This window comes from Sphingomonas sp. A2-49 (genome assembly GCF_025548555.1).
In the GTDB taxonomy this organism is placed as follows: Bacteria; Pseudomonadota; Alphaproteobacteria; order Sphingomonadales; family Sphingomonadaceae; genus Sphingomonas.
Window position 1 is genome coordinate 78,510 of sequence record NZ_JAJLPA010000012.1, and the last position, 11,428, is coordinate 89,937.

Annotated in this window: 9 protein-coding genes and 2 tRNA genes; 6 read left to right on the plus strand and 5 right to left on the minus strand. The window is 70.4% G+C overall.

All coding sequences use genetic code 11. From position 1 onward, the window contains the following. Positions 1 to 13 precede the first annotated feature (13 nt). Complete coding sequence (gene ppc, locus LPN01_RS11385; protein WP_262828537.1) at positions 14 to 2,713, plus strand: phosphoenolpyruvate carboxylase; 2,700 nt, start codon at positions 14 to 16, stop codon at positions 2,711 to 2,713. Between the two features lie 144 nt (positions 2,714 to 2,857). Here the strand turns inward: ppc and LPN01_RS11390 are convergent, their stop codons facing one another. Genes LPN01_RS11390 through LPN01_RS11400 form a run of 3 tightly spaced genes read right to left on the minus strand, consistent with a single transcriptional unit; the run spans position 2,858 to position 5,873 of the window. Further along, positions 2,858 to 3,253, minus strand: a complete 396-nt coding sequence (locus tag LPN01_RS11390) for an acyl-CoA thioesterase (protein ID WP_262828538.1) — start codon at positions 3,251 to 3,253, stop codon at positions 2,858 to 2,860. Then, positions 3,250 to 3,816, minus strand: a complete 567-nt coding sequence (locus tag LPN01_RS11395) for a DedA family protein (protein ID WP_262828547.1) — start codon at positions 3,814 to 3,816, stop codon at positions 3,250 to 3,252. Before LPN01_RS11395 ends, LPN01_RS11390 begins: the two co-directional genes overlap by 4 nt. Beyond that, positions 3,813 to 5,873: a S9 family peptidase gene (locus LPN01_RS11400; protein ID WP_262828539.1), complete on the minus strand. Its 2,061-nt coding sequence runs from the start codon at positions 5,871 to 5,873 to the stop codon at positions 3,813 to 3,815. Before LPN01_RS11400 ends, LPN01_RS11395 begins: the two co-directional genes overlap by 4 nt. Before the next feature lie 138 nt (positions 5,874 to 6,011). Here LPN01_RS11400 and LPN01_RS11405 point away from each other — a divergent pair, with 138 nt between their 5' ends. Then, entirely contained in the window at positions 6,012 to 6,941 is a 930-nt protein-coding gene (locus tag LPN01_RS11405; protein ID WP_262828548.1) for a DUF808 domain-containing protein, read from the plus strand. A gap of 178 nt (positions 6,942 to 7,119) precedes the next feature. Then, entirely contained in the window at positions 7,120 to 8,919 is a 1,800-nt protein-coding gene (locus LPN01_RS11410; protein WP_262828540.1) for an aminopeptidase P family protein, read from the plus strand. Between the two features lie 22 nt (positions 8,920 to 8,941). Here LPN01_RS11410 and LPN01_RS11415 read toward each other — a convergent pair whose 3' ends face one another. After that, positions 8,942 to 9,106 carry a hypothetical protein gene (locus LPN01_RS11415; RefSeq protein ID WP_262828541.1) on the minus strand — a complete coding sequence of 55 codons (165 nt, stop codon included), beginning with the start codon at positions 9,104 to 9,106 and terminating at the stop codon, positions 8,942 to 8,944. An 82-nt stretch (positions 9,107 to 9,188) separates the two neighbouring features. Here LPN01_RS11415 and LPN01_RS11420 point away from each other — a divergent pair. Further along, positions 9,189 to 9,263 (plus strand) — tRNA-Thr (locus LPN01_RS11420). 268 nt (positions 9,264 to 9,531) lie between these two features. Here LPN01_RS11420 and LPN01_RS11425 read toward each other — a convergent pair. Continuing rightward, positions 9,532 to 9,606: transfer RNA gene (locus LPN01_RS11425), tRNA-Gly, on the minus strand. A gap of 153 nt (positions 9,607 to 9,759) precedes the next feature. Between LPN01_RS11425 and LPN01_RS11430 the strand changes: the two genes are divergently transcribed. Together LPN01_RS11430 and LPN01_RS11435 are read left to right on the plus strand one after the other, a co-directional pair. After that, entirely contained in the window at positions 9,760 to 10,521 is a 762-nt protein-coding gene (locus tag LPN01_RS11430; protein ID WP_262828542.1) for a hypothetical protein, read from the plus strand. Further along, positions 10,430 to 11,428: Y-family DNA polymerase (locus LPN01_RS11435; protein WP_262828543.1), on the plus strand; the 999-nt coding region annotated here is incomplete at its 3' end. The genes LPN01_RS11430 and LPN01_RS11435, both read left to right, overlap by 92 nt.

The following is an 11,428-nucleotide window of genomic DNA, read 5'->3' on the forward strand; positions in this document are numbered from 1 at the left end:
GCAGCATCGGGCCATGGCTACCGTCGACCCCGCTTCGCTTCCCCCGATCGCCAACAATCCGGACGTCCGCTTCCTCGGCGCGAAGCTGGGCGACGTCATCCGCGCCTATGGCGGCGATGCGCTGTTCGAGGCGACCGAGACGATCCGCCGCGCGTCGGTGGAGCGGCATCGCGGCAACGGCAGCAGCGATGCGGTCCACCGCCGGCTCGAGAACCTCGACCTCGACGAGACGCTCGATTTCGTCCGCGGCTTCATGCTGTTCTCGATGCTCGCCAACCTGGCCGAGGATCGCCAGGGCATCGCCGCCGAACAGGGCGCCGACGTTGCCGCCGCGCTCGCGACGCTGGCGGCGGAGGGGATCGACCGCGATCAGGTGCAGCGCCTGCTCGGCCATGCGCTGATCGTGCCCGTGCTGACCGCGCATCCCACCGAGGTGCGGCGCAAGAGCATGATCGACCATCGCAACCGCATCGCGCAGCTGATGGCGCTAAAGGATGCCGGCCGCGACGAGACGCCCGATGGCGACCGCGTCGACGATGCGATCACCCGCCAGATCGCCTTGCTGTGGCAGACGCGCGTGCTGCGCCGCGAGCGGCTCTACGTCACCGACGAGGTCGAGACCGCGCTCAGCTACATGCGCGACGTCTTCCTGCCCGCGCTGCCCGCGCTCTACCAGCGCTGGGACCGCGCATTCGGAGAGCGCGTGCCGAGCTTCGTCAGGCCGGGCAGCTGGATCGGCGGCGACCGCGACGGCAATCCCTTCGTCACTGCCGATTCGCTGCGCACCGCCCTCGGCCGCGCGTGCGAGGCGGTGATGGGCTTCTATCTCGACGCAGTGCACGCGCTCGGTGCAGAACTGTCGATCTCGACCGAGCACGTCCCCGTCGACACCGCGGTCGAGGCGCTGGCGCAGGCGAGCGGCGACACCGCCGCCAGCCGCGCCGACGAACCCTATCGCCGCGCTTTGTCGGGGATCTACGCCCGGCTTGCCGCGACGCACCTCGGCCTGACCGGCAAGGCCGCGCCGCGCCCCGGTCACCTGACCGGAGAGCCCTATCCCGACCCGCAGGCGTTCCGTGCCGACCTCGTCGCGATCGCGCACGGCCTGTCGACCGCGGGCGCGCTCAAGACCGGGGGCGCGCTCGGCCGGCTGATCCGCGCGGTCGAGACGTTCGGCTTCCACCTCGCGACGCTCGACCTGCGCCAGAACTCTGCGGTGCACGAGCGCGTCGTCGCGGAACTGCTGAAGACGGCGGGGGTCGAGCCCGATTACCTGAGCCTCGACGAGGCGGCGCGCGTCGCGCTGCTGCGCCGCGAGCTCGCCCACGCCCGCCCGCTCGCCAGCCGCTTCACGACCTATAGCGACGAAACCGATACGGAACTGAAGATCGTCCTCGCCGCGGCGGAGGCGCATGCGACATACGGCCCGGCGTGCATCACCAACTACATCGTCTCGATGGCGCAGTCGGTGTCCGACCTGCTGGAGATCAACCTGTTGCTGAAGGAGGTCGGGCTCTACCGCCCGGGCGACGCACCGTCGGCGTCGATCATGGCGGTGCCGCTGTTCGAGACGGTCGGCGACCTCGAGGCCGCGCCCGGCATCATGACCGACTGGTTCGCGCTGCCCGAAATCGCCGCGATCGCCGCGAAACGGGGCCATCAGGAGGTGATGATCGGCTATTCGGACAGCAACAAGGACGGCGGCTACCTGACGTCGACGTGGCAATTGTCGAAGGCGTCGACCGCGCTGAAGCCGGTGTTCGAGGCGGCGGGCGTCGGCATGCAGCTGTTCCACGGCCGCGGCGGCGCGGTCGGCCGCGGCGGCGGCAGCGCCTTCGCCGCGATCCGCGCGCAGCCGCCCGGCACCGTGCAGGGCCGCATCCGCATCACCGAACAGGGCGAGGTGATCGCCGCCAAATACGGCACCCGCGACAGCGCGATGACCAACCTGGAGGCGATCGCCGCGGCGACATTGCTCGCCAGCCTCGAACCCGAACGGCTGTCCAATGCCGAGAACGCGGAATTCGCGGGCGCGATGGACACGCTGTCCGACACCGCGTTCCACGCCTATCGCGACCTCGTCTACGGCGATTCATACAAGGAGGCCGGGGGCTTCCGCACCTTCTTCCGCCAGATGACGCCGATCGGCGAGATCGCGGGCCTCAAGATCGGCAGCCGCCCGGCGAGCCGCAAGAAATCCGACGCGATCGAGGACCTGCGCGCCATCCCCTGGGTGTTCAGCTGGGCGCAGGCGCGGGTGATGCTGCCGGGGTGGTACGGCGTCGGTCAGGCGCTCGCGGGGTTCCGGGACAAGGGCCTACTGCGCGAGATGGCGCAGGGGTGGCCGCTGTTCGCCTCGACGCTTGCGAATATGGAGATGGTGCTGGCGAAATCGGATATCGAGATCGCCGGCCATTATGCCGGGCTGGTCGAGGACGCCGGCCTGCGCGATGCGATCTTCACGCGCATCCGCGACGCATGGCACCAGACGCACGACGGCCTGCTCGACGTCACCGGCCAGTCGCGACTTCTCGAAAAGCATCCCGCGCTCGACGCGTCGATCCGGCTGCGGCTGCCCTATATCGAACCGCTCAACCTGCTCCAGATCGAACTGATGAAGCGCCACCGCGCCGGCGAGGACGATCCCCGCATCGGCGAGGGCATATTGCTGTCGATAAACGCCGTCGCCACAGCGCTGCGCAACAGCGGGTAGAGGATCCTGCATTCCTCCCCGGAACGGGGAGGGGGACCGCCCGCGAAGCGGGGGGTGGAGGGGGACTTCCACCAGATGCAGCGATTGCGGATAGCCCCCTCCACCAGCCTGCGGCTGGTCCCCCTCCCCGTGCCGGGGAGGAATTCAGGTCAGGAACGGTGCCGCCACCTCGGGCCGCACGCGCAGCAGCCGCCCGGTGCTGCGCTCCAGCAGCGCCCAGGTCGTCACCGCCTCCACCTTCACCTTGCCGTCGGCGCCGGTGAAGCGGACGTGGCGGTCGAAGCGCGCACCCTTGGGCGGTTCGGGGACCCAGGTTTCGCCGGTCACCGTCTCGCCCGCCGTCACGTTGCCGCGATAGTCGATCGCGTGCCGGGTGACGACCCAGACCATCGCGTCGCGATGCTCGGGCGGCGCCACCGCCTGCCAGTGCGCGACGGCGATGTCCTGGATCCAGCGCACCCACACCGCATTGTTGACGTGGCCGAGCTCGTCGATGTCGTCCGCGCTCGCGGTGATCGCCAGCGTGAAGCGCGCCGTCATGCCGCGCGCCGCCGCCACCAGCGGAATGCCCCGAACGCGAGGCCGAGCGCGACTGCCGCGCCTGCGACCCACAGCCACTGCCGCCCGTGCGGCCGGTAGCGGCCGAGCAGCTCGGCGATGCCCGTGCCGAAGACATAGCCGAGCGCGGTGAACAGCGCCCCCCAGACCGCCGCCGCGACCGCGTTGATCCACAGGAAGGTGCGCGTCGGCACATGGCTTGTCCCGATCGCGATCGGGCTGACCGTGCGCAGGCCGTAGAGGAAGCGGAACGCGAAGATGAAGCTGATCGGATGGCGTTCCAGCGTGTCGAGCGCCTTGGCGAAGGCGGGCTTGCCCTGTGCGCGCTGCACCCAGCGGTGGCTCCGGAAGCGGCGCCCGGCGGCGAAGAAGCCCTGGTCGGCGACGAACGACCCCGCCGCCGCCGCGATCATCGCGCCGGGCAGCGAGATCATGCCCTCGTGCGCGAACAGTCCGCCGGCGAGCACCATCGTCTCGCCCTCGATCCCTGCGCCCAGGAAGACCGCGGCGAGGCCGTACTGGCCGATCAACGTCTCGATGCTCAGGATTCGATCCCCAATTGCCACAGGACGAAGGCATGTTCCTCCGCCGCCTCACGCAACGATTCGAACCGCCCGGATTTCCCGCCATGGCCCGCGCCCATGTTGGTTTTCAGCAGCAGCACGTTGTCGTCGGTCTTGGTCGCACGCAGCTTCGCCGCCCATTTCGCGGGTTCCCAATAGGTTACCCGCGGGTCGTTGAGCCCGCCCGAGATGAACATCGGCGGATAATCCTGCGCGACGACATTGTCGTAGGGACTGTACGAGCGGATCAGGTCGAACGCCGCCGGATCCTCGATCGGATTGCCCCATTCGGGCCATTCGCCCGGCGTCAGCGGCAGGTCCGCGTCGAGCATCGTGTTGAGCACGTCGACGAACGGCACGTCGGCGATCACCGCCCCCCACAGGCCGGGATCGGAATTCACCACCGCGCCCATCAGCTCGCCGCCCGCCGATCGCCCCGCGGTCGCGATCCGCCCGGCGCTGGTCCAGCCGGCCTCGATCAGCCCCTTCGCGACATCGACGAAGTCGTCGAACGTGTTGGTGCGCTTGTCGAGCTTGCCGTCGTGATACCATTGCTGGCCGAGGTCGTCGCCGCCACGGATATGCGCGATCGCATAGGCGAAGCCGCGGTCGAGCAGGCTCAATCGCCCGGTCGAGAAGCCCGGCGGGATCGCATAGCCGTAGGCACCATAGGCATAGAGGAACAGGGGCTGCGAGCCGTCGCGGCGGAACCCGGCGGGATAGACGATCGACACCGGGATCAGCGTCCCGTCCCGGCCCGCGATCTTCAGCCGCTCGGTGCGATAGCCGCCGGCGTCGTATCCGGCCGGAATCTCCTGCACCTTCAGCACTTCGAGCGCGCCGGTCGCGACGTCGTAATCGTACACCGTCCCCGGCGTCACCATCGATTCATACCCCAGCCGCAGCGTGTCGACGGCATATTCGGGATTGTCGCCCAGCCCCGCGGCATAGCTCGCCTCGGGAAAATCGATCCGCTGCGCGTCGCGCGGCGCGTCGTAGCGGCGGATCGCGATCTGATCGAGCCCGTCGAGCCGCCCCTCGACCACGAAGAAATCGCGGTAGCATTCGACCCCGGTCATGTAGAAATGCGGGTCCGCGGGGATCAGCTCGTGCCAGTCGCCGGGCGCGTCGACGCTCGCGGTGCACAGCCGCCACATCGGATCGGTGTCGTTGGTGTGGATGAACAGCGTGCCGTCGTGCGCATCGACGTCATATTCGCGGCCCGCCTGCCGCGGCGCGACGAGGATCGGCGTCGCGAAGGGATCGTTCGCCGGCAGCAACCGGACCTCGCTGGTGACGTGGTCGCCGGTGCCGATGACGATCCACTGCCGGTCGCTCGTCTCGGCGACGGCGACGCGATAGCCCTCGTCGTCCTCGTGGAACAGCTCGACGTCGTCGGCGACGGGCGTGCCGAGGCGGTGGAAGCGCGCATTGTCGGTCCGCCACTGGTCGTTGGCGAGGCCGTAGAGGAAGCCCGCATCGTCGCTGGTCCAGACGATCTCCGACAGCATGCCCGGGATGACTTCGGGCAGGTGCTCGCCGGTGGCGAGGTCCTTCACCCGCACCTCGAACCGTTCGGCGCCGCTGTCGTCGATCGCATAGGCGAGGTGGCGGCCGTCGTTGCTGACCGCGAAGGCGCCCAGCCGGAAATACTCCTTGCCCTCGGCCAGCGCCGGCTCGTCGAGCAGCAGCTGGTCCGCGCCGCCCGCGACCGGCTTGCGCCACCATTTGCGATACTGGCCGCCGGTTTCGTAGGCGGTCCAGTAGATCCAGTCGCCGTCCTTCTGCGGGACCGAGGATTCGTCCTCCTTGATCCGCGCCTTCATCTCTTCGTACAGGCGATCGACCAGCGGCCGGTGCGGCGCCATGACCGCCTCGAAATAGACGTTCTCCGCCTCCAGATAGGCAAGCACGTCGGGCTGCGAGACGTCGGGGTAAGCGGGATCCTTCAGCCAGGCATAGGGGTCCTCGATGGCGATGCCGTGCGCGGTGAAGCGGTGCGGGCGCCGGTCGGCGACGGGCGGCGTGATGTCGGTCATCCCCAGCCTCTAGCCGTGCCGCGGCCCGGCGTCATGCCCTTCCCGCGCGCCAGCAACACACCCGAAACACCTCCACGGTTGAACCATGGGGCCGGCCCGGTCATGGCTCGCTCGGACACAGAAGGGGAAATGACGGATATGGCTGGCGGACTGGTCGCGCTGCTCGACGATATCGCGGCGATGGCGAAGCTCGCCGCCGCCAGCCTGGACGACGTGGCGGGCGCCGCGGGCAAGGCCGGGGCGAAGGCGGCGGGCGTCGTGATCGACGATACCGCGGTCACCCCCACCTATGTCGTCGGGCTCAGCCCGGCGCGCGAGCTGCCGATCATCTGGAAGATCGCGCGCGGCAGCCTGCGCAACAAGCTGCTGTTCCTGCTGCCAGCCGCGCTGATCCTCAGCGCCTTCGCACCCTGGGCGATCACCCCGATCCTGATGCTCGGCGGCGCCTTCCTGTGCTTCGAGGCGGCCGAAAAGATCATCGGCGCGATCACCGGACACGGCCATGGCGAGGAAGCGGCCGCGGTGACCGACGCGCAGGAGCTCGAGGATCGCCAGGTCGCGGGCGCGGTGCGCACCGACCTGATCCTGTCGGGCGAGATCATGGCGATCGCGCTCGGCGAACTCGCCGGCCAGACGCTCGTCAACCAGGCGATCGCGCTGGCGCTGGTCGGCGTCGCGATCACCGCGGGCGTCTATGGCGTCGTCGCGCTGATCGTGAAGATGGACGACATCGGCCTCCACCTCGCGCGCAAGCCCGGCGGCGGGACGCAGGCGTTCGGCCGCGGGCTGGTCGCGGCGATGCCGCGGGTGCTGACCGCGCTGTCGCTGATCGGCACCGCGGCGATGGTCTGGGTCGGCGGCGGCATCATCGTTCACGGGATGGAGGCGTTCGGCCTCACCGCGCTGCCGCATGCGCTCCACGCCGCGGCCGAGGGCGCTGCGCACGCAGTCGGCGCGTTGCCCGGCGTGGTGACCTGGCTGGTGACCGCGATCGGATCGGGCATCGTCGGGCTGATCGTCGGCAGCGCCATCGCCGGCGCACTGCACCTGCTGCCCGGACGGCATTGATCGACGCCGGCATCGATCGGGCGCCCTTGCCCGTACGATGGCGGATCGCCGCGCAGGCAGACTGTGCTGCACGCACGTCGCCATGACGGGGATGGTGACTCGGTCTGGAGCCTGCCCGATGCTAGACGCGAAACACAGGCCCGGGCGTGGCCTTTGCGACTTTCGACGGAGCTGACCGATGACCCCTGATGCCAATCTCGCCGCGCTCCGCGCCGAACTCGCTCGCACCGGACTCGACGGCTTCGTCGTACCGCTGACCGACGAGCACATGAGCGAATATGTCGGCGCCTATGCGCAGCGACTCGGCTGGCTGACGGGCTTCGGCGGGTCGGCGGGCAGCGCGGTCGTGCTTGCGGACGCGGCGGCGATCTTCACCGACGGGCGCTACACGCTGCAGGTGCGCGAACAGGTATCCGCCGCCGACTGGCAGTACGTTCCCGTACCGCAGGAAAGCATCGCCGGATGGCTCGGCGCGCACGTCGCCGCCGGCGACCGCATCGGCTACGATCCGTGGCTGCACACCGGCGGGTGGGTGACGGACACCGCCGCCGCGCTGGCCGACCGCGGCGCCGAACTGGTCCCGGTATCCGCCAACCCCATCGACGCGATCTGGACCGACCGGCCCGCGCCCTCCCCAGCCCCGCTGACCGTTCACGCCGACCCGCACGCGGGCCGCTCCTCCGCCGCCAAGCGTGCCGAGATCGCGGACTGGCTGGCGCAGCACGACGCCGATGCGGTGGTGCTGACCGCGCTCGATTCGATCGCCTGGGCGCTCAACGTGCGGGGCGGCGACGTCGCGCACACGCCCGTCGCGCTGGCCTATGCGATCGTCGGCAGCGACGGCACCACCGACCTGTTCGTCGCGCCCGGCAAGGTCGACGACGCGGTCCGCCAGCATCTGGGTAATGCCGTCCGCCTGCACCCGCGCGAGGCGTTCGCGGGTGCGCTCCGCGGCTATGCCGGCAAGCGCGTCGCCGCCGATCCCGAACGCGCGGTCGCCGCGATCCTCGATGCGTTGCAGGCGGGTGGCGCGCGGCGGCTGTCGCTGCGCGATCCCGTCGTCCTGGCAAAGGCGCTCAAGAACCCTGCGGAGGTCGCCGGCCACCGCGCCGCCAGCATCCGCGACGGCGCGGCGCTGACCCGGTTCCTGCGCTGGGTCGAGACGACCTGCCCGGCGGGCGGCGAAACCGAATTGTCCGCCGCCGCGCGGCTGCTGGCGTTCCGCGAGGACACCGGCTGCCTGCTCGACACGTCGTTCGACACCATCTCGGCGACCGGCGCGCATGGCGCGAGCCCGCATTATCACGTCACCGAGGATTCGAACGCGCCGATCCTGCCGGGACAGCTGTTCCTGATCGATTCGGGCGGGCAATATGCGGACGGCACCACCGACGTCACGCGGGTGATGCCGATCGGCGCGCCGACCGCAGAGATGCGCGACCGCTTCACCCGCGTGCTGAAGGGCCATATCGCGATCGCCACCGCGATCTTTCCGGACGGCACCAGCGGCGCGCAGATCGACGGTTTCGCCCGCCGCCCGCTGTGGGAGGCGGGGCTCGATTTCGCGCACGGCACCGGCCACGGCATCGGCAGCTATTTATCGGTGCACGAGGGGCCGCAGCGGATCGCCGCGCCAAACTATCCGGGCGGCGCCTCGCTCGAACCGCTGCGCGCGGGCATGATGCTGTCGAACGAGCCGGGCTATTACAAGGCGGGCGAATACGGCATCCGCATCGAGAATCTGCTTCTGACGATACCGGTCGCGATCCCCGGCGGCGACCCCGACCGGGCGATGCTGGGGTTCGAGACGCTCACCTTCGCGCCGATCGAGCGCACGCTGATCGATGCCGCGCTGCTGACCGGTGAGGAGCGTGGCTGGCTCGACGCCTATCACGCCGATGTGCTCGACCGGCTCGGGCCCGTCCTGGACGACGACGAGCGCGCCTGGCTGGCCGCGAAATGCGCGCCGATCGGGTGATCGGGTGATCGGGTGATCGGCGCTAGCGGCGATCGGCGTCCGCGCCATCGTCGGCCGGATCCTCCCCTGCGGGCGGGTCGCCACGCGGTTCGGCCTGCGCCGCGGCGCGGGCCTGCGCCTTGCGGCGGTGCAGGTTGGCGCGCAGCTGGGCCGCCAGCCGGTCGGCGCGTTCGTCCTTGTCGCTCATGCCGTTCCGCCTAGCCGCTCGCGTCAACGCTTGACAATCCGCCCCCGGTCGTCTCTAGGCGCGCTTCGCTCGAAAGGGCAGTGCTGCCGTAGCTCAGTGGTAGAGCGCATCCTTGGTAAGGCTGAGGTCGTGAGTTCAATCCTCACCGGCAGCACCATTTTTTTCAAAGACATCACCCGCCGTGCGGGGCGCCGGCCGACCTACCAGGACCGGACCGGGTCCGGATAGCCAGCCGAGCGCCTGAGCATGGGCGACGTTTTCGCTCCCGCTCAAAGACACAGGGTCGTCGGGGTGGATGCGGGAACGCAGGTCGCTGCGCAGGCACGATGTCACGAGCATCGACGGACCCTATCGGCCGCAGCTCCATCACATAGGTGGTTTGGAAACGTCGCCCCGGTCCGGGCGGCAGTCCTCCTGTAGAAGACTGGAGCGGGCGAAGGGATTCGAACCCTCGACCCCAACCTTGGCAAGGTTGTGCTCTACCCCTGAGCTACGCCCGCTCTGGCGCCGTATTCCGATGGCCTTGCGAGCCACCGGTTGGGTGAGGCGCGGCCACTAGCAGCGGCTTTGCCCCCCTGCAACCCCTAAGTCGCAGATCGCGCGATACGATTGGGGGTTGGCGACTCGATACATAGAACATTACAAGAACATGGATGAGCGACTCGTCCACCCTGATCGCCCGGCTGCGGCGCATTGCCGTCGGCCGCGACGCCACGCACGCCGTGCCGCCGCCGGTCGACGCGTGGCTCGCGGCGGGGCTGGGACGGGCGCAACTGCATGATATCTATGCGGTCGACGATGCGGACGGGCCAAGCAGTGCCGGTTTCGGCATCGCCATGGCGGTGGCGGCGGGGGCACTGCCGCTGCTGTGGCTGCGCACCGAAGCCTGCGAACGCCGCCACGGACGGCTGCACGCCGCCGGGTTGATCGACCTCGGCCTGTCCGCCGAATCGCTGGTGCTGGGCATCGTCGCGGACGAGGCGGCGCTGTGGCGCGCGGCAGCGGATGCGGCGCGGTGCGCGGGGCTCGGAACGCTGCTGGTCGAAAGCACCGGCCGCGCGCCGGGGCTGGACCTCACCGCGACACGCCGGCTGATGCTCGCCGCCGAATCGTCGGGCGTCACCATCCTGTCGCTGCGGGTAGGGGCCGAACCGACCGCCAGCGCCGCGGCGACGCGCTGGGGAATCGCCGCATTGCCGTCGGTCGCGCTGGAGGCGGGCGCGCCGGGTCTGCCCGCCTTCGACGTCGAATGCTTGCGCCGGCGGGGAGGCCCCGCGGGGCAACGCTGGCGCGTGGAATGGGATCGTGATGCCAAGAACTTCCGTGGAACGCCGCTATCTGGCGCTGGTCTTTCCGTGGCTGCCGATCGAGCGGCTGCGCACCACCCGGCCGCACCTGTTCGCCGGACGGGGTGAGACGCCGGTCGCCTTTACCGAGACGGTCGGCAACGCCGTGCGCCTGGTCGCGACCGACGTCGCCGCGGCACGGCTGGGGCTGGAGCCCGGGCTGACGCTGGCCGATGCCCGCGCGCGGGTGCCCGAGCTCGAGGTGTTCCCGGCCGATCCCCATGCCGACATGGACTGGCTGGAGCGGCTGGCCGACGGCTGCGCCCGCTATACGCCGACGGTGGCGCTGATGCCGCCCGACGCGCTGGTGCTCGACATCGCCGGCTGCGCGCATGCGTTCGAGGGCGAGCGCGCGCTCGCCGCGGACGTCGAGGCACGGATGGCGCGGCGCGGCATCCGCGCCCGCCACGCCTTCGGCGACACGCCCGAGATCGCGGGCGCGCTCGCCCGCTATGCCGGGGCGCCTGCGCCGGACGAGGCGCGCGCGGTCAAGCGGCTGCCGGTGGCGGCGCTGGCGCTGGACGCGGATGCGACGACCGCGCTGACCCGCGCCGGGCTGAAGACGGTCGGCGACGTCATGGCGCGGCCGCTGGCGGGCATCGCCGCGCGCTTCGGCGAAGGCGCGGCGACCGCGGTGCGGCGGCTGGCGGGCGATCACAAGGCGCCGGTCAAGCCGCGGGTGCGGGAAGCGCCGGTGACGGTCGAGCGCCGCTTCGCCGAACCGATCGCGCGCACCGACTATGCGCTGGAGGTGGTCGAGGACCTGGCCGCGGAGGCCGCCGCGACGCTCGGCGAGCGCCACCAGGGCGGCCGGCGGTGGGAGGCGCGGCTGTTCCGCGCCGACGGCCACGTCCAGTCGCTGCGCGTCGAGACCGGGCAGCCGACGCGCGACGTCGCGCTGCTGATGCGGCTGTTCGCCGAGCGGATCGACAGCCTCGCCGATCCGCTCGATCCCGGCTTCGGCTACGACATGGTC

Bases quoted from the DNA above. Each gene is read 5' to 3' on its own strand.
- ppc (WP_262828537.1), top strand. From the start codon at position 14: ATGGCTACCGTCGACCCCGCTTCGCTTCCCCCGATCGCCAACAATCCG.
- LPN01_RS11390 (WP_262828538.1), bottom strand. From the start codon at position 3,253: ATGACGGCGCGCTTCACGCTGGCGATCACCGCGAGCGCGGACGACATC.
- LPN01_RS11400 (WP_262828539.1), bottom strand. From the start codon at position 5,873: ATGACCGACATCACGCCGCCCGTCGCCGACCGGCGCCCGCACCGCTTC.
- LPN01_RS11405 (WP_262828548.1), top strand. From the start codon at position 6,012: ATGGCTGGCGGACTGGTCGCGCTGCTCGACGATATCGCGGCGATGGCG.
- LPN01_RS11410 (WP_262828540.1), top strand. From the start codon at position 7,120: ATGACCCCTGATGCCAATCTCGCCGCGCTCCGCGCCGAACTCGCTCGC.
- LPN01_RS11415 (WP_262828541.1), bottom strand. From the start codon at position 9,106: ATGAGCGACAAGGACGAACGCGCCGACCGGCTGGCGGCCCAGCTGCGC.
- LPN01_RS11430 (WP_262828542.1), top strand. From the start codon at position 9,760: ATGAGCGACTCGTCCACCCTGATCGCCCGGCTGCGGCGCATTGCCGTC.